This is a genomic window from Neobacillus driksii (genome assembly GCF_013409995.1).
GTDB lineage: Bacteria > Bacillota > Bacilli > Bacillales > Cytobacillaceae > Neobacillus > Neobacillus driksii.
Map to the genome: position 1 here is coordinate 186,404 of NZ_JACCBX010000008.1, position 23,152 is coordinate 209,555.

Below are 23,152 nucleotides of genomic sequence, written 5' to 3' on the forward strand. Positions count from 1 at the left end.
TTTAATCTTGCATGGCTCCAGCCTCTCGGGAAGTCATAGCACCTTGTCCCTGGCTTACATCTTTTTGAATTTGTTGCTTTACCTTCTGTGCATCTGTTCCGGCAAAATTTGGCTGCATAATAGAACTAGTATTCTTTTTAGCTTGGTGATCAGGTTGCATCGTAGTCCTCCTCCATAATCGTGTCACTTTCTTATTATTTACAGAACTCCGGCAAAATTAATCTAGCTCATCCCTAAACAACTCAATAAATAAATTTCCTTTTGTCCCTACGACAGCGTAAGAGATTTCATGAACAGTTAGGTTCCTTTTATTAAGCTCAGCCATTAACCATTTTTCATCGTAGGTATGTTTGGTTAAGTTTTCGTATAGGATGTTCCCATCATAGACCAGTTCTACCGGTGCATTTTCGGCAGTGCGACGTAAATTTAAATCTTGCTTGGTTGTATTTTGATATTGTGGTTTTTTTAATACAGAGAGTGAGCCATTTACCTCTAAAATAGCGCACTCGACCTCTTCTATGTTGAAGATATCTTTCCCCCGCAATGCCTGTTTAAGAGAATCTAGTGAATACCCCATACGTTCCATTGACTCTTCAAGAATTTGTCCCTTTTCAATTAAAGTAGCAGGTTCTCCAGCGATCCATTTTCGGAAGCGGTGATTTCGAACCGCAACAAGATTCAGCACAAACACGATACCACCCATGATAATAATGGCGATTATAAAATAAAGAAATTTAACTTTTATATTGAATGCTAGATTTCCTGCAATAGTCCCCATTGTAATAGAAGCGATATAAAGGTGATAGGTCCTCTGGGCAATGGTCTGTTTACCCAGCAGCTGGACAAATATCCATAATAAAATAAAAGAAGTAAAGGTCCGAAAAATAATTTCTACAGATCCTAACATCGACGTTTCTCCCTTTTTTAAATCCAAAAAGTTCGTTTGTATAGTTTGTTCCTAAAACATGCCCTTTATAAAAAGCATTTACCTTTAAAATCAGTTAGAATGACTCTTACTCCTAAGTAGGGGGATATCTACTACATATAGGGTTTACCAAAACAAAAAAACTCATCACGTTATAATGAGCTTCTTTGTTCCAGATTATATTTTCACTTAGGATATTTGGGGTAACAGAATTATAAACTCAGTCCCAACATCCTTTTCACTGTTCACTTGTATTTTACCTTTGAAGGAATGTATAATTTGAAAACTCACCATCATTCCCAGTCCTGTCCCACTTTCCTTTAAGGAATAATACGGAGATCCAAGCCTATCAATTTGTTTTTTTGTCATTCCAATTCCTTGATCCTTAATGGAAATCTTAATATACCGATCATCTGTTGTACATGTAATCCAAACCGTTCCACCGTTTGGCATAGACTCGATCGCATTCTTTAATATATTAATTAAAGACTGGTTCAATCTTTGAGGATTCACATATATCCAACAGTTTTCTAGAATATCAGTTTCTATCTCAACATTACGATTTAAGGTGTAGCTGTGAATAATATTTACTACACGCTGTATCTGATAACCTATATTGATCCTTTTCTTATCTTCTATGGATGGTTTGCCAAGAGATAAAAAATCATTAATTATTTCATTTGCGCGGTCTAATTCTTCAAGGGATATTTGGATATATTCCTTCTTTTTATCGGATAAATCAGGCTCATTGAGAAGCTGCAGAAATCCGCGAGTTGCTTGCATTGGATTTCTAATTTCATGAGCGAAAACACTGGTTAACTCTCCGATAACACGTAATTTTTCCGAGTTTTGCATTTCTAAGCGCAGCTGGTGTATTTCTCTTATTGCTTCAATTAACATAGTGAAACACCAAGTGACTAGGACTGCAAAGAAAAGATGAATAATCGGAACCGTAAGATACTCCTTTGAAAAACCTCTTAAAATACCTAACAACGTTAGGCCAATTAGACAATAGTAAAAGGAAAGACCTACAGCAATTTTAACTCTCCTATCTTTTTTCGAACTGGCAAACGATTTTTGAAAATGCACGATGACTGGCAGTGAGAACAGTAAGACAAGGACTGTATTATAGAACCCTATATCCAGTCCAAAGGAAAGTCGATAAAAAATGATAAGTGCTGAAAGAAAGATTCCTGGCAAAAATCCGCCATATAACGTTCCTAACAATGAGGAATTATTCTCAACTCCAAACGAGCATTTTGACCAAAAACCACAGGAAAGGACATGCATGCTATTATTGATATTCCCCATAAAATGGTCATTGTTACTTTTCTATTTTTATAATTTTTTACCCTTTCTGTAATAAATGTATAGTAAATAAATATGGGTATAAGCATAAACGTAAGCTGCAGCAAAAAATCCTTTATTATACTCATCTTTGGTACCTCTTCAATATTGAATCCTTCACTATTTATGTGTGTTCACTCAAACAATATTATACTTTAACTTGGACCAATAATATTATTTTTTTCATTACACATTATACTTTATTATTACCATAAAATGGTCGATATTGTTTTCTTCTTCATTAAGGTCCTGCCTTAATGCCTCACTTTATCATAAAGACTCGATGAAAAACCGCACGCACTCTCCACAATGTATACAACAGAATCCCACTCTAATTAGTAATAATATGGTATGATAATCATGATTTGTTAACCAGTTTATTATTCCTGTTAACATTAATTCAATTGAAACTGTATGAATGGGGGAAAATTTATGTTTAAGCTGAGAGGCCATCATCTATTTTGCCTTTTGGGCTATCGGGGAATGGGCTATTCCCAAGAATACGTTGAAAATATGACACTCCTGCACCAAACCTTGAGAGAAAACCCCAAGAGCAAAATTCAACTTGTCAAGGGTCCTGACCAGTTATGTGAAAGGTACCCAAACTCAGGTGTGTACCACTGCCAAGATGACAATATTTATGAAAGAGACGCTGCGATTTTAGAAGAATTAGGGCTTAAAATTGGACAAATTTTGAATTGGGAGGACATTGAGTTTCTTATCCGAAGGCATATCGTCCCCACCGATATAGAACGTGTATGTAAATCTTGCTCATGGAGATCCTATGGTGTTTGTGAAGAAGGAATTCAAGAGATACTTGATGGGAAAGGGTTAAGGGAAGTTAAATAATCCCGCGAAAAAAACCAGTAATTTTTAACTATTTAGAATAGCGCAAACATGGAAATTCAATTACAATATAATCAGACTTCTTTGAGACAAACCGCATAAATAATATTGGTAATAAGAGAGGCGGTAAAAGAAATGGAAACATCAAAAAAAATAGTCGTAGAAACAACGGTCCAAGCACCAGTAGAAAAGGTCTGGGAATATTGGACAGAGCCAACTCATATCAAGAAATGGAACTCTGCTTCAGAAGAGTGGCACACTCCATTTGCTGAAAATGATTTGAAAGTTGGCGGGAAATTTCTTTCAAGAATGGAAGCTAAAGATGGCAGTTTTGGATTCGACTTTGGCGGGGTTTATGATGATGTTCGATTAAATGAGGTTATTGCTTACTCCTTAGAAGATGGAAGAAAAGTTACGATCAATTTTATTCGTCAAGGAGACGAAACAAAGGTAATTGAAACTTTTGACGCTGAAAACAGCAATCCTATTGAAATGCAAGAAGCCGGCTGGCAGGCGATTTTAGATAATTTTAAAAAATATGTTACTGACTCAAAATAAAATCACGATATAAGGTATAGAACCGGGCAAAGGAAAGTATTGACTCTTTAATTTTGCTCGGTTCTTTCTTTATTTCTCCTGTAAACACAACTCCATAAATATACTGAACTTTATTTATACAATATGTCGTCTCGTAGGGATGCCACTTTTGTTAATGCTGTATCGATATCTCTTTCATTCACTCCAAAGTGAGCAAGCGCGTCGTGAAGATGTTTTACTATTGCATTAAAATGCTCTGGATGCAAATTCATCCCTTCGTGAGCTTTTGCCATAGATTGTCCAGTATATTGATTTGGACCGCCTAAAGCAAAACTAATAAATTTTGACTGATGACGGCGTTGTTTTTCCATATCTGTTTCTTTAAAAAATTGATTTACTGTATCATCCTTAAGAACCAACTCGGAGTAAAAATAGTCCACCACTTTTGCAATCGATTCTTCTCCGCCAACTTTTTCATAAAGGTTTTCTTCCATATGTACACTCCTAACTAGAATTTAATAGAAGTAGTTTTCTTCAGAGAAGTTGTATTTATTCTATAACGATTTTTAAAACCTTTCCGATCGTAAACTCTAGTTTTTGTTTTATGTTCCGCAATAGGTTGTTATAATAGTGGTTATGAAATACTTAGGAGGTTGTCACAATGACCACATTTGAAAAGTTAAAGCCTATTATCGCAGACCAACTTGGTGTCAAAATGGAGAATATCAAAATGGAATCATCATTCAAAGATGACTTCGAAGCTGATTCACTTGATATGGTGGACCTGACGATGGAAATAGAAGATGAATTCGCTATCGAAATTAGCGATAAAGTAGCAGCGACGCTTCAGACAGTCGGCGATGTTGTTACCTATATTCAAAACCAACGTAATAAATAAGAAGACAAATAAATATAAATGAATAAAAAAATCCTTCTCGGTTAAGAAGGATTTTTTGTTATTCCATTTTTTCATTGATTGTAATCGATTCGCTGGCGTCATGACTAGATTCTCCATGTCCTGGTCCAAACAAATTTAATATTACAACTCCAGCAAGAATCAGTATGATTCCTGTAATGCTGGCAGAGTTAATTTTCTCTTTCCAAATTAAAACTGAAATAATTGTCGTAGCCACAATTCCAACTCCTGACCATATTGCATACGCAGTATTTAATGGAATTGTTTTCAATGACAATGACAAAAAGAAAAAACAACCAACGAAAGCTACTATTACCCCTATTGTAGGAAAAAGTTTTGAGAATCCTTCTGATGCTTTTAATAAAGAAGATCCAATAAGTTCCCCAACTATTGCAAGTGCTAAATACAGATACGACACTGTTTCCCATCCCCCTAGGCAACTTTATTTCTTTGCACAACAAAGCACCGCTGTTTGCGGTGCAAGTTGAGATAAAATTACTTTAGATATTTATATAACTCCTTAATTATCAAATGGACACCATAATTTTTCAATAAATAGTACCTACCCAAATAAAGTCATAATAATAACTTGTTATTTTTGTTTCGTTTTTAATAGTCTATATAAGCCAAAACCGATTCCACCAAGAATTACTAGCCATAAAACAATCGGAAATATCGTACCAAATGTTTCCAATTCATTCATCCCTTTCCTCAACTATACAAAATTTTTTCCAATACATCATCGCTAGCCTGCTTAAACCCTTTAAAAAAACAGTTTATATAAAACATAACCCGCTATTAAAACAATAATTAAGATTCCTGTTCCTTTCCAACCTAAACCACCAACTAAATCTGCTAAATTTCCATTTTCAGCTCGATTAAATCCATCTCTTAATGCACCACTCGGATTTTTATTTAGTTCTTTTTGTCTTAATTTCTCTCTTTTTTCTTCGGAAGTTTCTATCGGATTAGTCAAGTCTACACCCCCTATGAATAACGTATTCTCTAATTTTCTTAGTAATACCTTCTTTCATATCCTGCCTTTGTGTTCCATAAAAATTATTTGATTAGTAAGTAGTTGTATCTTACCTTAATCCTCATAGAAAATAAGCCAATAATTACAGGATTTTATGCAAATCTGTAGTTATTGGCTTCCTTATAAAATTCTCTTTATTAATAACCCCACTTGTTCTGCCATGACACGAGGCGGATAAGGCATTTCTTTCTTGAACCACCATTCAACTACCTCTACATAAGCAGCTGCAACAAATCGGAGAATAATCTCTTCACTTAATCCCTTATTTTTGCCTTCTTCTGTATTCACTTCACCCTTTAGAAGTTCAACTGAAAACTCAAGGTATTGAGTCCGAAATTTATCGGCTCCACCGCCGACCAACATTGTTGAAAAGAATAAATAATTCTCTTGAAAATATTCAAAAATTGCTTCTCCACCAGTGATAAAGTCCACATCAGATAACTCTTCAAACATTTCTTGCAGCTTGTTAATGTGTTCTTCGATAATTTTTTCAAGCAGATCAAATTTATCCATGTAGTGAAGGTAAATAGTCCTTCTGTTAACATTCGCTCTATCGGAAATATCTTGTAGCGTAATTTTATCGAAATGTTTTTCATTCATTAGTTCAATTAATGCTTTTTTTATGGCTTCTTGAGATTTGGCTATTCTTCTATCCACTTTAGTCACCTTGATTGACCTCCAAACTCCTTGTATTTATTGCACAATTTTATCGAATTCGTGTATTAATTCTCGAATCAGGATTATTTGGCAATTGAGTACGCCCTTTTTTTATTTTATATTATACACAGTTGTGAATTAAAACCACAATACGAATTTTTAATATGAAACATTTTAAAATTAGTTAAATCAAGATTTAAAAATAAATGAGATTTCGGAGGAAGAAACATGACATAAACAAATTTAGAGAAAAGAATTGAAGAATTAGAAAACGTAAGAGCCCTTAGAGAACTTGTTGATAATTTCTCAATATTGGCAGACAAGAAAGACGTTTGGAAGCAAACGGAGCTTTTTACTAAAGATGCTACTGTAGAATCCTATGTAAATGGACAGTTAACATCAAGTTTAAACGGGACTAAACAAATAGGAGAAGCTTTTGAGGCCTTCTTAGCGAATTTCGAAACGGTTTATCATATTAATGGTCAACATGTTGTGGAAATAAACGGAAATAAAGCTGAAGGGACTCTCTATTGTAGAGTAGACCTAATTGGTTCCGAAAATGGGAAGAAAATAAATAACGCTTCAGCAGTTTCTTATAAGGATGAGTATATCTTTGAAAACGGACAGTGGTTGATCGCTAAAAGAACATCCACTTTTGTGTGGAATGATAGACAAGAATTAAACCAGTGATTGCTTAGTTTGAGTAAATTCCGAAATGGGTTATCCAGTTAATGGATCGACCCATTTACGGCTTTAAAGGCAATAAATCCCATAAATTTATCAAATTCATCAAAAAAATAGTATGAGAACTATAAAGGAGTTGTAAATAATTGAATTCGAAAACAAATAACCATCAGGTTAGATTTGCCCTTTTATTAGCCGTCTTTTGTGCATTGGTGCCATTCACCGTTGATATGTATCTTTCTTCATTTCCCGAAATTATGAAGTTTTTTGGAACAAACGCATCGATGGTCCAAGCTAGTTTAACCTCCGCCCTGTTAGGATTAAGCTTAGGTCAGATTGTAATCGGTCCTTTAAGTGATGTTCATGGCAGACGAAAGCCTTTGCTATTCTCTATGATTCTATTTTTCATTTCCTCTGTCGGCTGTGCCATTTCACCAAACGTGGAAGTTTTTATTATTTTGCGTTTTATACAAGGATTCTCAGCTTCTGCAGGGCTTGTTATAGCCCGTGCAATCGTTCGTGATCTATATAATGGTGTTGAATTAACTAAGTTTTTCGCACTGCTTACCACCATTACTAGTGTTACTCCATTACTTTCACCACTTGCAGGAAGTGCCGTCATTTCTTTTACTTCGTGGATAGGAGTATTTATCGTTACAGGGATTGTTGGAATATATTTGACCATCATGACGGTTTGGAGAGTAAAAGAAACATTACCAAAAACCAATCGTATCTCAAGTGATTTTAAAATATTAGTAAAAAACTATAAAACCTTGCTTAAAGATAGAAGATTTATGGGTTATGGTCTTGCATCTGGCATTTTATTTGGAGGCTGTTTTGCCTACATTTCAGGAAGCCCTTTTATTTACCAAAACATTTAAGGTGTATCTCCTCAGATGTTTTCAATCCTCTTTGCTTTAAATGGAATTAGTTTAATGCTAGGGGCTCAATTCGAAAAACGATTGGCAGGACGAACAACTCCACATACTATTTTTCAGATTGGATTGTTATCTTCCTTAATTTCTAGTATTGCTGTACTTATTGTGGTTCTTTCTCATGGGCCGTTAGCTGCTTTGGTTTTCTCACTTTTCTTATCCAATGCATCATTAGGAATTGTTGGACCAATTTCTTTTACGTTAGCAATAGAATCACAAGGGCACATGGCTGGCAGTGCATCTGCACTTTTAGGAATCCTACCCTTTTTATTAGGCTCAATTACTTCCCCACTTGTGGGAATGGCGGGTGAATATTCTGCCATACCATTAGGAGTAATTATCTTTGCAACCAGTTTGTTGGCTGTCTTTTTTAATGCCGTCCTAATAAAAAACGGAAAACCTGTGCCTGCTCCTCAAGAAATAAATTTGGATTAATTACGTTTAGGAGCGGGGTAGCTTGTTTAATGTGTCTAAACCGTTTTCGTTAAGATAAAATAGAAAAAAAAAGCCGATTATCCTATTAAGAAATCGGCTTTTCTTTGTCCTTTTTGAAGAAATATACTTAAATTCCTAAAGTTCTTTACATTTTTTTACTTCATCAGCAGCAATACCCATACAAATGCAATGGTACGAGCAGGAGATAATGGTTGTACGAACGACAACCTTATCTCTTTTCTTTTCGATTTTAATCTTCAATCTTAAACCATGGACCTGAAGCTTGAATGACCCCCCAAAGTTTTTCTGGAAGCTCAAGATCGCTCATTTGTGAAGTCTTAATTGCTGTCTTAATTTCAGCTTCTTTTCCATTCTGAACCTTTTCTACCCAGTCTGGATTCATGATTAACGTATGACCAACTGCTGCTAGGGATAAACCCTTATTTAAAGCAGATGCAACATCATCAGCAGTTACCATAGAACCTGCAGCTATAACAGGAACTCTTCCGTTTACATGTTCAACAATTAATTCAAGCCGTGTTTTTCCATCTTCAATGCCTCGTGGTTTTGAAGAAACATCATCAAGCGATACATGGATGTAATCCAAATCCTGTTCAACCAGATGGTCAATAAATTCATAGGCTTCTTTCATCCCATAACCCCCTTGTTCTTCAGGTGATATTCTGTATCCGAAAATAAACGGCCTTGTTGCATGATTCTTAATCACATTTTTCATTTTCTGAATGACTGCCAATGGGAAACGCAAGCGATTTTCTAGGGATCCACCCCATTCATCTTCACGTCGATTGAAGAAAGGGGAGAAGAAGTTTTGAAGTAAAAATCCGTGTGCACCATGAATTTCAACACCATCAAAACCAGCTTCAATCGCTCGTCTTGTTGTTTCTCCAAACGCATGAATTACTTCCAAGATTTCATCATGAGACAGTTCCCTAGGTAATACTGAAGGTGCAAATCCCGTAGCTTCAGTTTCTACCGCACTGGAACTAACCACCTCACCATTTGGAGTTAAAGATGGCAGTGCTTTGTTGCCTGCATGGAAAATTTGAAGTAACACAGGAGCTCCACCACTTTTGGCAGCATCAGCTAATTTACGTAAACTTGGAATAAATTTATCGTCGTAAGCTGCGAATTCATGCGTAAAACCTATACCGTTTGGTTGCACATGCGTACAGCCAGTTATCACAAGTCCCACTCCATTGACTCTTCTTTTATAATAATTAACTTCTTCGTCTGAAATCGTGTAATCATCATTACTGGACCAAGTTGTCATTGGAGCCATTACGATCCTATTACTAAGGGTGATACCATTTTTAAAAGTAAAGGGTTCAAATAAGTTGCTATATTTTGTGTTCATTTTTTACCTCTTTCAATTTGTTTTTTATCAAACTTTCATATGTTTTTTATTGGTGCAAGAATAGATTAATCCTTAGAGTGGACTCTAAGGCAAGTATTTTACTATTTTCTATAAAAAAATGATTTCGATAGCTATCTGTAGGGGTATCAAAAAGGAGGCAAACGGAAAAACCATTTAGCTGCTTAATTTGTAGAGAAACAGTCTCCTAGTTCATTTTCATAAAAATTAATTTTATTATCCAGATGCTCTAAACTTTGACGAAGCTTCTCAAATTCCTCTACTACTTTTTTTCTATGATTTTTAAGTAAAGCTAACCGTTCTTCCATTGTTTCATCCCCAATATGCCCCCACATTGCGAATTGTTTCATGTCTTTTAGTGACATCCCCGTATTTTTTAGGTGGAGCAAAGATTCAATCCATAATCTATTTTCATCCGTGTAGATTCTCACATTGTTATCGTCTCTGTTTACTTTTATTAAGCCTTCCTTTTCATAAAACCTCAATGTATGTTCGCTTAACCCCACGATTTTAGAAAATTCTCCTATAGAATATGTCAATATAACCGCCTCCAATAAATCAGATATATCTTATTTCCATTAATTTGTGATACAAAGAAAGGGTAATACTTAGAGTTTACTCTAAGTCAAAAATTTTTAATTCTTCTGTCCGTTTTGAGTTGATTCCCATCGTTAATGGCATATAAAAAAACAAAAATTCACCGCAGTAATATTTGTGACTCTAACCTGCCATGTATGCGTACAAGTTTTTACCAAAAGATATTATCTAAAGGAGGAATGGGCATACATTCGATTTTCTTAACCTCATCCGTTATATCCTCTGTTCCGTTTACAATAACCTTTTCGATTAATGTTGTACGATAACCGGTCTCTCGCTTAATGTCTCGTACAATCTGATATGCCACCAATGGAATTTCACTTTTTTTCCTAGTTGCAAACCTGCCCTTAGATAACATCCTTGTTCCTTCGATGCAAATATGGACTTCCAGATTGAAATACACTCTAATCCCCCCATTTTTGTTGTTATTTTAATTATAGAACATATGTTTGTTTTTGATGCATAAAAAAAGCTGAATGAATCAGCCCAAGATATTAAAACAGATTAATCCCTATTCAAATGATAAATTAGCTGGACAACGCCAGAGGAGAATGATCTTGTATTGACTAATTTCAAATTTAACCTCTCTCGAATATCCATAAACAACGGCTTTCCTTCTCCTAAAACAACAGGGTGTACAGATAATCTAAATTCATCTACAAGTCCTAACTTAATAAACCTTGTAATAAGACTGGATCCGCCATATAACCAGATGTCTTTCCCAGGCTTATTCTTTACTTTACTTCCTCAAGGATCTGATCATTTATAAATATAGCTTTATCATCCGTCCCTTTTTGCGTTCTTGAAAACACATATTTTTGTTTACTATGTACTGCTTCCCATAATTCTTTTTCAATATCCGTCACTTCTGTTTCTGGAGTATATTTCCCCCATAACTCATAGCTCTTTCTTCCATATAAAATGGTATCAATTTGGTGTAAGAAATCAATAAACCCCATGTCCGAGTCTATTATGCACCAATCCACTTCATCATTTTTTCCTTCAATAAAACCATCTAACGTAACGGCTAAATCTAAAATGATTCTTCTTCGCCTTCCCTCTATAGACATCGTTCTGCCTCCTTTTCGTTATATAAAATTGATAAGTGCAAAGAAAAGCTGGAGATAACTCGTTAGATCTTCAGCTTTTGCTCCGTTTTTAATTTGATTAAATGGCTGATCTCTTTCTTAAGAAGGTCTCAAAAGGTCCTCTTATCGATCGTCCATGCATATAATTAGCAACGAATACTGAAAGCACCCAAACGAACACCGCAATCAAATCACTCTCCAATTGACCAATGTGTCCACCAAGACCACCAGCATAAGGAGCTAAAATGATCACAAACAGAACAGACTGAAATAGATAAAAACTCAATGAACGTTGTCCAAGAGCTGCAATGGCATTTGTTATGCTGCCACTTTTTCCTTCCAGTTTAATAACTAGCAATCCAATCAGCGCCGTCCATCCAACTCCACCTGCATAACCTGTGAGTGTATGAAGTGATTTTGCTGTTACTTCCCATACATCACTGTAACTTATCCAAACCAAAGATGACATTAGGGCCATCGGGATCCCGCCAACTGTCGATAGTAAAAGTCCAAAACTAGCAACTTAGATAAGTAATTTCTTATGGCTCAAAGGGTTATCTATTACCTGAAAACGTGCCACTAAAATACCTATTAGCACCCCGGGAATGACTTGATAACTCAGTACAGGTGTGTAAAACATCCAATCAAACATTCGAGTCATAGAGGCCTCAATAGGGTCTGCAATCGTAGCCGAATTCGTGACTTCCATATTTAATACATCAAAACCTCTTGGCATGTACGGAGCAAATACTCCTACCAAAATAAGAAAAAACACAGCTATAATAATTATATTCCGATTGGATAATCGAAGAAATAAACCTGCAAATAGGAGAGCGATAAATCCATAGACCCCGATAATATCCGCGAGAAAAAGAGTTGCATGGAAAAAGCCTATCACTAACATCCATGCTCCTCTACGTCTAAAAACTTTTTTAGTATCCTTCCAACTGTTCCCTTTTCTCTCTTGGCCATTTAATACTTGATGGAGCCCATATCCAAAAAGGATAGCAAATAAAGGGAAGGCACGTCCATCAATGACAACTTGCCGAAGGCATACTGTTACCTGGTCCGTAATAGTAATTTCTCCGTTAGCAAATATAAACTGATTTGCATGTGCCAAAGCAATAAACAATAACATAAAACCACGTATTAGGTCTGGTGTTAATTTTCTTTTATTTACAAATGAAGTAGTTTTCATAAACTTTTCCTTATAATAGAATATTTAGATTTACTTTATTCTCTATCTATCCTTAAACATATCATAAAAACAACTAATCCTATTCACAACCCTACTTTGATAAAACATACGAACCACTTCAGAATCTTACAGGTAAGTTCGTGAGTTTACCTTATTTAGCTAAATAAGATTCATTTTCCTTTACTTCAAAACGTTGCTTTTTTATCACTATTACAAATAGACTTGCTAATAAACAAAACATTCCTGCTAAAGCAAATGCCCATGAATAGGAGTTGAACATCTTGTATACTATTCCTGCTCCACCTGCAGCTACAGCTGAGCCTAATTGATGGGCTGCGAAAATCCATCCGTACACCACCACACTTTTCTCCATTCCAAAGATTTGTCTAGAAATGTTAACAGTTGGAGGTACAGTAGCAATCCAATCTAAGCCGTAAAACACAGAGAATATTATTAGAAAAATATAGGAACCATCAGAAAACGCAAATGGGAGAAACAAAAGTGAAGCTCCTCTTAAACCGTAATACCAAAACAACAACCATCGATTATCAAACCGATCGGATAACCAACCAGAAAGAGTTGTTCCTATTAAATCAAACACCCCCATTAATGAGAGCATGGATGCTGCAGTTACAGCAGTAAAACCAAAGCCTATACAATAGGAAATAAAGTGAGTACCAATCAATCCACTTGTCGAAAGCCCACAGATAAAAAAGCTCCCTGCTAGTAACCAAAACTCCTTTACTTTAATAGCTTCAAATAAAGTTTGAAAGGCAATCGTTACTGGATTTTTCTTATGTTCTACCTTATTTATAGCTGAAGCCTCTTCTTGCCCATATGGAAGAAGCCCCACTTCCCGAGGTGAGTTTTTCATAAATAATAGAATGATAGCCAGCATAATCAGGCTAAGGATAAGAATTAGGCCCATTGCCCATTTCCAAGAATGGGTTTCGACAATTATTGCTAGCAATGGGAGAAGAATTAATTGTCCTGTAGCTGTACTCGCTGTTAAAATACCTAGGGCAAGTCCTCTTCTTTTTTCAAACCATTGATTTGCAATATATGGGCTTAGCACGGTTAAAAACAAACCAGAACCCAAACCGATAATGATTCCCCAAATCAAAATTAACTGCCAAGGTTCTACCATAAAAAAGGTGAGCAGGATACCGACCAATAATGTTGCCATTGCAAACATCATCATTTTCTTTAGGCCCATCGTCTCTATTAAAGCAGCCATGAAAGGGCCAGAAATTCCATATAGAAGAAGGCTAATCGCAAATGCAAAAGAAATTGTTGAGCGTTCCCAACCGAAGTCAGTTTCAAAAGGGACTATGAAGACTCCTGATGAGGAACGTATGATACCTGCTGTTATTATAGAAAAAAACGCAATAAATAAAATAACCCAACTATAATGAATACGCTTCAAGCCTTCACCCCTCATTTATTAAAATTAAAATATATGCCTTTTCTCTTTGGGTAATCAGCTATATATACTATTTTCTATCTTAAACCCTAATATTTAATTCGGCTATAGAATATAAAACTGCTCTTCCAGCCATCTTTACTCGTGTATCCCCATGTTTACAATATAGCGTTCCACCTCTACTAGATAATTGTCTAGCCACCAATTCCTTTTTTCCTAGTCTATTTCCCCAAAACGGAATTAAGCCACAGTGTAAGGAACCTGTTACGGGATCTTCATTTACTTTTAACTTAGGGAAAAACCCTCGGGAGACAAAATCAAATTCTTTTCCTTGCGCCGTAATACAAACACCCAATCCTTCTGGCAATTTTTCTAATTTGGCAAAGTCAGGGCTTAGGTTTCTCACTTCTTCCTCGGATTCTAATACGAAAACAAGATCTCTATTTAAGTACGTTTCTTTTGGTACAATTCCCAAAGCGCTGATCATTTGCTCAGTAATGGAGATTTCATCTAAAGGAACAGAAGGGAAATCCAATTCATATAAATCACCTTGCTTATTAACGGTTAACTCTCCACTAATCGTATTGAACTTCACAGTCTCTAATTGCATTTCATAATAATTTAGAATGATAAATGCTGTTGCTAACGTGGCGTGCCCACAAAGGTTAATCTCTCCTCCAGGTGTAAACCATCGCAGTCGATAATGACCTCCTTCTTTTACAGCAAAAGCTGTTTCCGAAAGATTATTCTCAATCGCTATTTTCTGCATGAGTTCATCTGATATCCAATCAGTCAAGATACATACACCTGCTGGATTTCCTTCAAAAACCTTTTCTGCAAAAGCATCAACTACAAAATATTTCATCTCATTCCCTCCAGTGTTATAATGTATTTTACAATTTATCGATAGTTTACATCTGTTTATATATAACACTCAATACCTATGTATAACACTTAAAAGGGGTGAAACACATGTACATTGAGATTCAACGTAATGCTGACATTTCCATAACGAAACAAATATATCATGCAATCCTCGATCATATCCGTTCCGATCTCTTAGAAGAAGAATTACAATTACCTTCTGTACGCGAACTCTCTAAACAGCTTGGTGTTAGTTTAGTTACTGTAGTAAAGGCCTATCAAAAGCTAGAAAAAGAGGGATTTATCACGTCTGTTCAAGGAAAAGGAACGTTTGTTAGAAAGACAAAAAAGGAAGAAACAGAAAGAAAAAAAGGAACCAGTTCATACGATTGGCAACTTTCCGTTCAAGATTATTTACCAAGGTCTCAATTTGCTCGTTTTCATCAAGTCCCTGAAAAAATTCATCTTTCATCTTCTATGTTAGATCCTGGACTTCTACCTAATCGATACTTAGAGCAAGAGATTCATAGGATGCTTTCTGAAAACCCAAAAGTTCTCTCACAGTACGGAGAGATCCAAGGTGATAAAGCACTAAGGAAGGTAATGGTTGAGTACTTACAAATGATGGACGTGCCAACTTCCCCTGATAATATTTTAGTTACAAGTGGGTCACAACAAGGAATTGACCTAATTGCTCGTACGTTTGTTGGACCAGGTGATGTCGTAGTTATGGAAGCTCCCACTTATCCTGGAGCTATTGATGTGTTTCGTGGGAGAGGTGCTACCATTCTTACCGTTCCCGTTGACAACGATGGAATGAGAGTAGATTTACTTCAGAATTTGTGTGATAAATATAAACCAAAAATCATTTATACAGTCCCTACGTTTCACAATCCAACTGGTGCTGTAATGCCCACAAAACGCCGCAAACAAATTCTTGAGATAGCTAAAAGTACGCAGTGTTTAGTGATTGAGGATGATCCATGGAGTGAAATCTATTTTGAAAGAAAGCCTCCTGCATCAATGATAAGTCTGGACAAGGACGGTCATGTCATTTACTTGAAAGGTTTAAGCAAAATACTAGCTCCCGGTTGTAGAATTGGAATATTAGCTGCTACTGGTTCTATCTTCAAACGTCTATTAGCAGCAAAGGCTAACACCGACTTAGGGAGTCCTTTACTTACACAGAAAGCCATCATTCCATTTATTACTTCAAAAAGAATGATGGACCATCTAAAAAAATTAAGAACAGCTTTAAAGATAAGGCGCGATCTTGTTCTCGAGATTCTGTCACAACATTCACCTGAAGAAGTTTCTTGGTTCATACCAAAAGGAGGATTAAACCTATGGCTCACTCTTCCTTCCTGGATTAACACGGATAACCTCTTAATAGAAGCTAAAAAAGAACAAATCACTTTTTTACCCGGGTCTGCTTGTTACCCTACAGAGCAAGAAAATCATCATTTACGAATAAGTTTCTCATATATGAATGAGCAACAATTAGAACAAGGTGTGACAACTATTTGTAACATCCTTCAATTAGCAATTGACTCAAAAATTAAACAAGATAGCTCTCCACATTTTTAAATAGAAATTGAGATAAAATAAGAAATACCCCATTTTAAGAAAATGGGGTTATTTCCGTTCAAATATATCTGGTTCTTCACCAAAATGGTCTTCCCTCATTTCGATAACGTTATCAGTAGATGAGCCCCATACAGTTCCAAAAACAACTAAGACTGCAGCAAGCCCGGCATTTGTTATTAACTGAGACAGCCGATGGCGTTGATGTTGCATTCCGGGTAGGTTATGAAAGTCCATCACAATTCAGCCGTGAATACTCCCGACTATTTTGTCTGCCACCCATAGAGGATATAAAACGCCTTAGAGAATCCTATGACCAAAGGATAAACGTGTGAATGAAACAGGAGCAGCGTTTTAGAACACTGCTCCTTGTTTCAGTTTAAAGTAACATTATTTTTCCTTTTTCTGATTGTTAACAAGAATGGTAGTTATCTGTAATTATTATGAATGGGTTGAAACAAGTCTTCTTCACTTTTTCGAACAACTGCAAAGTTGTCGACATTGTAATGCCCATGCAATGTTTTATTATGATGACCTATGATTTGTTCTGCAGTTAGAACGGATGAATCTCTTGTAGAATGACCATCTGCTGCTAATGTTACATCAAAACCATTAATGGTAGCGGTTCTCACTGCTGAATCAATACAGTATTCCGTTTGACATCCCATAATGACAAGATGTTCGATTTCATGATCTCTCAAGTAATCTAGCAAACCTGTCCCATAAAAGGAGTTGGTGGCTTTTTTATCAAAAATCATGGAAGTGGGAGGAATATTAATTTTTTGATGAACTTGAAACCCTTCTCCTTCACCGCCAGCCACATCTTTATCCCTAACAAAAACCACTAATGCTTCCGCTTCCTTTGCCTTTTCAATGACCAAGTTAATATTTTTCAAGAGTTCCTCTTTACTAAAAACACTGCTCTCATTTTCATTTCCCTCAATTAATTCCTGCTGGGCATCAATTACGAGTAAAGCTTGATTCACTGCCAAAACCCCTCTCAACATAATGTTTAGCTTGATATTTAATTCTACAATTCAAGTCTACTATCCTTTTTTTAAAATAAAAGCCTTCATTTAATTCGGAGGTGAATTGTTTACTATGACACTTAATAAATCTACAATTTGGGCTAGCCAAAGTGCGATGAATCCAGTACCTCGCTATAGCTACCAAGGCAAAAATTCCAATCAGCTATAATTTATCATCGTCAAATTTCAAGAACATTACTTCCCCTCAGTCTTCATTATGTTAATTTTACCATTAAACTCCAAACTTTTAGACCTAGCTACGTAGAATATTTTCGAACTGTTTTGAATATTAGAATACGATGGCATATGAGAGTAATTGGAGTGATGTACTTGCGGATATTGGTTACTGGTGCTTCGGGGCAGTTAGGTTTAGCTTTGTTAAAACAACTGAAAAATACTGATTTTCAAGTCAAACTAACATCAAGAAGAAAGCCGGCGAACGTAATTTTCGAGTGGGTTTATAGTGATTTAATGACGGGAAAAGGTCTAGAGGAAGCCATAAAAGCTGTAGATGTCATTATTCATGCTGCTACAAGTCCAAGGAAAGATTCGGATATGATTGATGTTTCAGGACTCAAGAAGTTATTGGATATGAGCAAAGACATCAAACATTTTATTTATCCTTCTATTGTCGGCATAGAAGATATACCAATGAAATATTACCGGAATAAATTTCAAGCAGAAGAATTGTTAAAAAACAGTTCTGTTCCACATACAATAGTCCGTGCAGCTCAGTTCCATAGTTTTGTAGAGAATTTATTTTTATCCAAACCTCTTTTTAAAAGATACCTTGTGCCTGGAGAGATAAAATTTCAAAGTGTGGATGTAGGTGAATATGCAGCTTATTTAATTCAAATGATCGATGAGGGTGCAAAAGGAATAAGAGAAGACTTTGGTGGACCAGAAATACTAACATTAAGAGAAATGGCTGAACTGAAAATAAAGGTAAATAATGAATCGAATAAGGTAGTAAATCTCTCTTTTCCAGGAAAACTTTATAAGTCTTTATTAGAGGGTAAAAATACAAATAAACATCAAAAAGTAGGAAAGATAACATTTGAAGAATATCTCAGAAATAGAGCGGTACACAAATAATTATGATTTTTACCGAGTCATTGCTCATTCCAGTTTTTCAGGCACAATTAACCTCGGATAGTGCCCGTAACTAGGTATCATTCTAAAATTGGGTAACAATCCACCCGTGATTGTTACCCAACGATTGCCCTTTGCCTTTTTTCGGGTCCAATCCCTAAGATATCGTTAATTTTCTACTGCTTCGATTCATTTTCCTTTTCCCACTTTGCCACTTCTTCACGAACAATCGGTGCTACTTCTTTTCCTAATAGTTCGATGGACCTCATTACATCCTCATGCTGCATGGTACCGACTGGGCAGTGGAGCATAAACCGTGTAACTCCTACATTCTTGCGAAGGTTAATGATTTTTTCAGCCACGAATTGTGGATCCCCTACATACAAGGCTCCATGTAAACTGCGAGCCGCATCAAAAGTCGTTTGGTCGTATCTTCCCCATCCACGCTCACGTCCTAATTTATTCATCGCCTGTTGGGTAGATGGGAAAAACTTCGCCGCCGCTTCTTCTGTACTTTCTCCAACAAAACCATGTGAATGCGATGCAACTCGAAGCTTTGAAGCATCATGACCAGCATGTTCCGCTGCCTTCTTATAAAGTTGAACTAGCGGTGCAAAATGCTGTGGACTTCCGCCAATGATGGCTAGTACAAGTGGCAACCCGAGCAAACCCGCACGAATAACAGACTCTTGATTACCGCCGCTTCCAATCCACACTGGAAGTGGATCCTGGACCGGTCTTGGATAAATACCCAAATTATTTATGGATGGCCGGTGTTCACCTTTCCAGGTTACCTTCTCAGACTTTGTTATTTTTAATAGCAGATCAAGCTTCTCTTCGAATAACTGATCATAGTCCTTTAAATCATACCCGAACAATGGGAAGGATTCGATGAAGGATCCACGACCGGCCATTATCTCGGCACGTCCATTTGAAATGGCGTCAAGTGTCGCAAAATCCTGAAAAACTCTTACTGGATCATCAGATGAAAGAACAGTAACCGCACTTGTTAACCGAATTCGCTCTGTTTGTGTTGCCGCGGCAGCTAACACGACCGCAGGTGATGAAGCTGCATAATCCTCGCGATGATGTTCCCCTACTCCAAAGACATCCAGCCCAACCTGATCTGCTAGGACAATTTCCTCCACCACTTCACGTATCCGTTGTGAATGACTAATAACCTTACCGGTTTCAACATCCGGTGTAGTTTCTACAAACGTACTTAATCCTATTTCCACAAAATTGCCTCCTACTTATAAATGTTCCATAGCCAAATTAGTAAATGTCTAATTCCTTATTCTAAAATCGCTATAGTGCCACTGTCACTACTCGAAGTGTATCATAGTGATTATGTATCGTGCTAGGCAATGAACTTGCTACTATGAGGACATTTTCCCATGTTCCTAAGATTTCGGGCTTCATGAATGATTCATGAGGACCATCTTTTCAAATTCCTTTTCATTTCAGGCTTCATGAACACTTCATGAGGACCATTTCCCCGAAATTCCTTTCATTTCAGGCTTCATGAACACTTCATGAGGACCATTTTCCCGAAATTCCTTTCATTTCAGGCTTCATGAACACTTCATGAGGACCATTTCCCCGAAATTCCTTTCATTTCAGGCTTCATGAACACTTCATGAGGACCATTTTCTCGCAATTCCTTTCATTTCGGGCTTCATGGACACTTCATGAGGACCATTTTCCCACCCCCCTTTCATTTCGGGCTCTATTGACACTATAGTTTTTTAACAATCCTGTTAAACTACAAAAAAAGAAAGCAGATACAGTATGAATTACTGGTCTGCTTTCTAACTATTATTTAAAAATACTATTTAGGTCTTTATGATTAGTATTGTGGTAATAAGATTCAACTTTCTATTTACAACACAAATGTACTTATTAGTTTTAAGAGCCATAATCAATCCCAGACAGTAAATAAGGAATGGATGGTTTAAAAAAATTTTCAGGCGGTATAGTCATACCCTTTCGTTTCCATTCTACAGAAGCTCCGTAAATCCCCCAACTTAAGATGACAGCATTAATTTTTGATGCTTCCTTATCTTCCGTTGTGGATTGTTTTACTAACATTTTGTAAAAAATGATTTCGAGCTGTTCCCTAATGATTCGGGCAATGGTATCTTCGTATCCTCTGTGACAACGATTGGATAATGACTTTTGAAAATTTGTGATCGCTGTGAAAATACGAATGAACGCTTCTTCATTTAATTTGTCAGTCTTGTAGACATCTTCATTTAAATTCACTAACAAAACCTCTGATAATGCCTTCTCTAATAAATCATAGATATCTTCAAAATGATAATAAAAAGTGGCACGATTAATCATTGCCTCTGTTGTTATATCCTTTATCGTAATATCCTTAAATTCTTTTTTAGCGGAAAGTTCAATGAAAGAATCCATAATTAATCTCCGAGTACGCAGAACGCGCGGATCCGTCTTTGATTGAGTCATTTTTGGTGTCACCTCTGCTTTTTGCGACAATTTGTTCAATGTGTTGTATATACGACATATCGATTGAACTATCGGTATTGGTCACTTTCATTATTTACTAAAATGCATTTATAAAGCAAATACAAAGAACTTTAAAAGGAGTGAATATCAATTGATGAACAATAATATGATTTGTGACTTAGAGACAGGTGTTTGTGGAACAGGTGGAGAGGAAGTAATGGAAATTGTAGATTTTAATCAACCAAAAAAATCGATTGAAGTTTATTATGTAACGGACCCCATTTGCTCCCATTGCTGGGCAATTGAGCCCGTTTTACGCCGTTTCAAAGAGCAGTATGGACACTACTTTAATTTTCTTCCGGTTATGGGTGGATTACTAGAGAAATGGGGTGACGGCCCTGTGGATCCTGCTAACGGCATTTATGGTCCTGCTGACGTTGCCCCTCACTGGAGGGAAGTTGGAGTACATTCCCGCATGCCCATTGATGGATCACTCATGATTGACAATCCCGTTCAATCATCCTTCCCGCCATCCCGTGTATATAAAGTGATTCAAAAAAATCATAACGATGCACTAGCTTATGAATATTTACGACGTGCTAGAGAAGCCCTATTCGCATTTAACCAAAATATTTCGGATCCATCCGTAATGATTGAAATTGTAAATAAACTCGGTCTTGATGGAGAAGCGATTGTCAAAGAAGCGGAACAGCCTGCAGGACAACAATTATTAAATGAAGATTTCGGTCTTGCAAGAAACCTAGGTGTTAGAGGATTTCCAACGATTGTTATGATCAATCAGGAAAATAAAGGGGTAAAAATGGCTGGCGGACGCCCATTTGAATCTTATGTCGATGGATTAAAGCAGGTTCTAAACCTGGAAGAACTCCAGCCAAAACCACTACCTTCTCTTTCTAGTTTACTTGAAAAAGAAAAACTATTATTTTCAAAAGAAATTGAAGTCATGTACGATCTTGAACAATCGGATATTAACGCTTTTGTTGAACAAGAACTCTCACAAGATCGATATCATAAGAAAGAAATTCTAGGCGAATCTTATTTTACAAAATAAAAGGAGACTGACTTATGGCATACGTATTACAGGTAGATTTTACAATGAATGGACCATTCGGAGATGTAATGGCTGCGGAGTTTTCTGGTTTAGCACATAGTATTAATGAAGAAGAAGGATTCATGTGGAAAATTTGGACGGAGAGTCCTGAAACAAACCTAGCAGGCGGCATTTATATTTTTAAAACAAAAGAAACTGCTGAAAAATACTTAGATATGCACACAAAAAGATTGGCTGGTTTTGGGATAACAGATGTCAACGCAAAAATCCTTGCGATCAATTCTAAACTTACTGAAATCACGAACAGCCCAGTAAAATAAATCATCGACTAGTGTGAACAAAAGCAACTACTCTATTTAAGTTGCTTTTGTTCATTTCTGATTGTTTTCTTTATTTCATTTTATCTAACGTTACTTCGAATATCATGCATAATAACAGGGTAAAAGGAATTGAAATGAGTAGTGCTAGAATAGGTCTTGTAAAATGTATTCTAATGACAATAAACATGACTATCACAAATAATAGCGACCATCCGAGATTCCATCCATAATGATAAGAAATTGCGCCCAATTTTACAGATATATATTCTAACACAATAAATACTATAACGAAAAATGAAACATAAATGCCCTTTTTATATATATTTGATTTATATGGGTATTTCGATAAAAATACCCATGTTGATAATGGCATTCCAACTAATATAAGCAGCAACATTGGGATTATGGAGTAAACTACCCCATTCGGTTCCATCCTCCACAGTTGATATTTATAACAAAGGATTTCATACAGTGCATTCCCTAGTGCAGCAAATAACATAGAGGGATAATATTTACTCCAATCACGATCTCCAAATTTCATGGCCGCAATTATCCATGATATAGAGAGAACGATTGCTACCATAACCGAACACCTACCTTACAGGTAGTTTTCCAATAATAGTAAATCTTAAACCCCTGTCTCTTGTCATAAGTATATCCAATAACACAAAAGCCCTTCTAAACCTGAAGGGCTTTTTGTTAT

28 protein-coding genes and 3 pseudogenes are annotated in these 23,152 nt (G+C 36.2%); 11 read left to right on the plus strand and 20 right to left on the minus strand.

What is annotated here, in order from left to right:
- Position 1: 1 nt before the first annotated feature.
- The 3 genes from F4694_RS18965 to F4694_RS18975 all read right to left on the minus strand — a co-directional run bounded on the left by F4694_RS18965 (position 2) and on the right by F4694_RS18975 (position 2,152).
- A complete protein-coding gene (locus F4694_RS18965) occupies positions 2-160 on the minus strand; it encodes a hypothetical protein (RefSeq protein WP_179600814.1) in 159 nt (52 codons plus the stop codon).
- Between the two features lie 57 nt (positions 161-217).
- On the minus strand, positions 218-907 hold the full coding sequence (locus F4694_RS18970) for a DUF421 domain-containing protein (protein WP_179600816.1): 690 nt from the start codon (positions 905-907) through the stop codon (positions 218-220).
- A gap of 207 nt (positions 908-1,114) precedes the next feature.
- A complete protein-coding gene (locus F4694_RS18975; RefSeq protein WP_179600818.1) occupies positions 1,115-2,152 on the minus strand; it encodes a sensor histidine kinase in 1,038 nt (345 codons plus the stop codon).
- 552 nt (positions 2,153-2,704) lie between these two features.
- On the opposite strand from F4694_RS18975, the gene F4694_RS18980 reads away from it, so the two are divergent.
- Entirely contained in the window at positions 2,705-3,121 is a 417-nt protein-coding gene (locus F4694_RS18980; RefSeq protein WP_179600820.1) for a DUF1284 domain-containing protein, read from the plus strand.
- A gap of 132 nt (positions 3,122-3,253) precedes the next feature.
- Positions 3,254-3,676, plus strand: a complete 423-nt coding sequence (locus F4694_RS18985) for an SRPBCC family protein (protein ID WP_179600822.1) — start codon at positions 3,254-3,256, stop codon at positions 3,674-3,676.
- Positions 3,677-3,786: 110 nt separating this feature from the next.
- Here the strand turns inward: F4694_RS18985 and F4694_RS18990 are convergent, their stop codons facing one another.
- On the minus strand, positions 3,787-4,149 hold the full coding sequence (locus F4694_RS18990; RefSeq protein ID WP_179600824.1) for a group I truncated hemoglobin: 363 nt from the start codon (positions 4,147-4,149) through the stop codon (positions 3,787-3,789).
- A gap of 167 nt (positions 4,150-4,316) precedes the next feature.
- Here F4694_RS18990 and acpP point away from each other — a divergent pair, with 167 nt between their 5' ends.
- Entirely contained in the window at positions 4,317-4,553 is a 237-nt protein-coding gene (gene acpP, locus F4694_RS18995; RefSeq protein ID WP_179600826.1) for an acyl carrier protein, read from the plus strand.
- A gap of 58 nt (positions 4,554-4,611) precedes the next feature.
- On the opposite strand, the gene qacH is transcribed toward acpP, so the two are convergent.
- The 3 genes from qacH to F4694_RS19010 all read right to left on the minus strand — a co-directional run bounded on the left by qacH (position 4,612) and on the right by F4694_RS19010 (position 6,273).
- Positions 4,612-4,989 (minus strand): quaternary ammonium compound efflux SMR transporter QacH, encoded by a 378-nt coding sequence (qacH, locus tag F4694_RS19000; protein ID WP_179600828.1) that lies wholly within the window; start codon positions 4,987-4,989, stop codon positions 4,612-4,614.
- A gap of 345 nt (positions 4,990-5,334) precedes the next feature.
- Positions 5,335-5,547 carry a DUF6366 family protein gene (locus tag F4694_RS19005; RefSeq protein ID WP_179600830.1) on the minus strand — a complete coding sequence of 71 codons (213 nt, stop codon included), beginning with the start codon at positions 5,545-5,547 and terminating at the stop codon, positions 5,335-5,337.
- A gap of 180 nt (positions 5,548-5,727) precedes the next feature.
- Positions 5,728-6,273: a TetR/AcrR family transcriptional regulator gene (locus F4694_RS19010; RefSeq protein WP_179600832.1), complete on the minus strand. Its 546-nt coding sequence runs from the start codon at positions 6,271-6,273 to the stop codon at positions 5,728-5,730.
- Positions 6,274-6,519: 246 nt separating this feature from the next.
- Here F4694_RS19010 and F4694_RS19015 point away from each other — a divergent pair, with 246 nt between their 5' ends.
- The 3 genes from F4694_RS19015 to F4694_RS32725 all read left to right on the plus strand — a co-directional run bounded on the left by F4694_RS19015 (position 6,520) and on the right by F4694_RS32725 (position 8,318).
- On the plus strand, positions 6,520-6,954 hold the full coding sequence (locus F4694_RS19015) for a nuclear transport factor 2 family protein (protein WP_179601088.1): 435 nt from the start codon (positions 6,520-6,522) through the stop codon (positions 6,952-6,954).
- 140 nt (positions 6,955-7,094) lie between these two features.
- On the plus strand, positions 7,095-7,829 hold the full coding sequence (locus F4694_RS32720; RefSeq protein WP_306458493.1) for a multidrug effflux MFS transporter: 735 nt from the start codon (positions 7,095-7,097) through the stop codon (positions 7,827-7,829).
- Positions 7,830-7,844: 15 nt separating this feature from the next.
- Positions 7,845-8,318: an MFS transporter gene (locus tag F4694_RS32725; protein WP_306458494.1), complete on the plus strand. Its 474-nt coding sequence runs from the start codon at positions 7,845-7,847 to the stop codon at positions 8,316-8,318.
- A gap of 135 nt (positions 8,319-8,453) precedes the next feature.
- Here the strand turns inward: F4694_RS32725 and F4694_RS32325 are convergent, their stop codons facing one another.
- The 9 genes and pseudogenes from F4694_RS32325 to F4694_RS19060 all read right to left on the minus strand — a co-directional run bounded on the left by F4694_RS32325 (position 8,454) and on the right by F4694_RS19060 (position 14,882).
- A complete protein-coding gene (locus F4694_RS32325; RefSeq protein WP_257029306.1) occupies positions 8,454-8,579 on the minus strand; it encodes a hypothetical protein in 126 nt (41 codons plus the stop codon).
- Positions 8,569-9,693: an NADH-dependent flavin oxidoreductase gene (locus F4694_RS19025; protein WP_179600834.1), complete on the minus strand. Its 1,125-nt coding sequence runs from the start codon at positions 9,691-9,693 to the stop codon at positions 8,569-8,571. Before F4694_RS19025 ends, F4694_RS32325 begins: the two co-directional genes overlap by 11 nt.
- Before the next feature lie 182 nt (positions 9,694-9,875).
- Positions 9,876-10,250 carry a MerR family transcriptional regulator gene (locus tag F4694_RS19030; RefSeq protein WP_257029307.1) on the minus strand — a complete coding sequence of 125 codons (375 nt, stop codon included), beginning with the start codon at positions 10,248-10,250 and terminating at the stop codon, positions 9,876-9,878.
- Between the two features lie 209 nt (positions 10,251-10,459).
- Complete coding sequence (locus tag F4694_RS19035) at positions 10,460-10,711, minus strand: hypothetical protein (RefSeq protein WP_179600838.1); 252 nt, start codon at positions 10,709-10,711, stop codon at positions 10,460-10,462.
- 101 nt (positions 10,712-10,812) lie between these two features.
- Positions 10,813-11,378, minus strand: a pseudogene (locus F4694_RS19040) (dihydrofolate reductase family protein).
- Positions 11,379-11,475: 97 nt separating this feature from the next.
- Positions 11,476-11,889, minus strand: a pseudogene (locus tag F4694_RS19045) (DUF418 domain-containing protein); the annotation flags it as partial.
- A gap of 30 nt (positions 11,890-11,919) precedes the next feature.
- On the minus strand, positions 11,920-12,594 hold the full coding sequence (locus F4694_RS19050) for a DUF418 domain-containing protein (RefSeq protein ID WP_179600842.1): 675 nt from the start codon (positions 12,592-12,594) through the stop codon (positions 11,920-11,922).
- A gap of 151 nt (positions 12,595-12,745) precedes the next feature.
- Positions 12,746-14,020, minus strand: a complete 1,275-nt coding sequence (locus F4694_RS19055; RefSeq protein WP_179600844.1) for an MFS transporter — start codon at positions 14,018-14,020, stop codon at positions 12,746-12,748.
- 79 nt (positions 14,021-14,099) lie between these two features.
- Positions 14,100-14,882, minus strand: coding sequence for a PhzF family phenazine biosynthesis protein (locus F4694_RS19060; protein ID WP_179600846.1), 783 nt, complete (start codon positions 14,880-14,882; stop codon positions 14,100-14,102).
- Positions 14,883-14,989: 107 nt separating this feature from the next.
- On the opposite strand from F4694_RS19060, the gene pdxR reads away from it, so the two are divergent.
- Both pdxR and F4694_RS19070 read left to right on the plus strand, forming a co-directional pair.
- Positions 14,990-16,468 (plus strand): MocR-like pyridoxine biosynthesis transcription factor PdxR, encoded by a 1,479-nt coding sequence (gene pdxR / locus F4694_RS19065; RefSeq protein ID WP_179600848.1) that lies wholly within the window; start codon positions 14,990-14,992, stop codon positions 16,466-16,468.
- 119 nt (positions 16,469-16,587) lie between these two features.
- Positions 16,588-16,800, plus strand: a pseudogene (locus F4694_RS19070) (helix-turn-helix domain-containing protein); the annotation flags it as partial.
- A gap of 93 nt (positions 16,801-16,893) precedes the next feature.
- Here the strand turns inward: F4694_RS19070 and F4694_RS19075 are convergent.
- Positions 16,894-17,451 carry a cysteine hydrolase family protein gene (locus F4694_RS19075; protein ID WP_179600850.1) on the minus strand — a complete coding sequence of 186 codons (558 nt, stop codon included), beginning with the start codon at positions 17,449-17,451 and terminating at the stop codon, positions 16,894-16,896.
- Positions 17,452-17,832: 381 nt separating this feature from the next.
- Between F4694_RS19075 and F4694_RS19080 the strand changes: the two genes are divergently transcribed.
- Positions 17,833-18,588 (plus strand): SDR family oxidoreductase, encoded by a 756-nt coding sequence (locus F4694_RS19080; protein WP_257029308.1) that lies wholly within the window; start codon positions 17,833-17,835, stop codon positions 18,586-18,588.
- Positions 18,589-18,761: 173 nt separating this feature from the next.
- Here F4694_RS19080 and F4694_RS19085 read toward each other — a convergent pair whose 3' ends face one another.
- Both F4694_RS19085 and F4694_RS19090 read right to left on the minus strand, forming a co-directional pair.
- Positions 18,762-19,823 carry an LLM class flavin-dependent oxidoreductase gene (locus tag F4694_RS19085; protein WP_179600852.1) on the minus strand — a complete coding sequence of 354 codons (1,062 nt, stop codon included), beginning with the start codon at positions 19,821-19,823 and terminating at the stop codon, positions 18,762-18,764.
- A 670-nt stretch (positions 19,824-20,493) separates the two neighbouring features.
- Positions 20,494-21,057, minus strand: a complete 564-nt coding sequence (locus F4694_RS19090; RefSeq protein ID WP_179600854.1) for a TetR/AcrR family transcriptional regulator — start codon at positions 21,055-21,057, stop codon at positions 20,494-20,496.
- Positions 21,058-21,211: 154 nt separating this feature from the next.
- On the opposite strand from F4694_RS19090, the gene F4694_RS19095 reads away from it, so the two are divergent.
- A complete protein-coding gene (locus F4694_RS19095; RefSeq protein WP_374757437.1) occupies positions 21,212-22,129 on the plus strand; it encodes a DsbA family protein in 918 nt (305 codons plus the stop codon).
- Positions 22,130-22,143: 14 nt separating this feature from the next.
- Entirely contained in the window at positions 22,144-22,449 is a 306-nt protein-coding gene (locus F4694_RS19100) for a monooxygenase (RefSeq protein WP_179600858.1), read from the plus strand.
- A gap of 70 nt (positions 22,450-22,519) precedes the next feature.
- Here the strand turns inward: F4694_RS19100 and F4694_RS19105 are convergent, their stop codons facing one another.
- Positions 22,520-23,032: a CBO0543 family protein gene (locus tag F4694_RS19105; protein WP_179600860.1), complete on the minus strand. Its 513-nt coding sequence runs from the start codon at positions 23,030-23,032 to the stop codon at positions 22,520-22,522.
- Between the last annotated feature and the right edge of the window lie 120 nt (positions 23,033-23,152).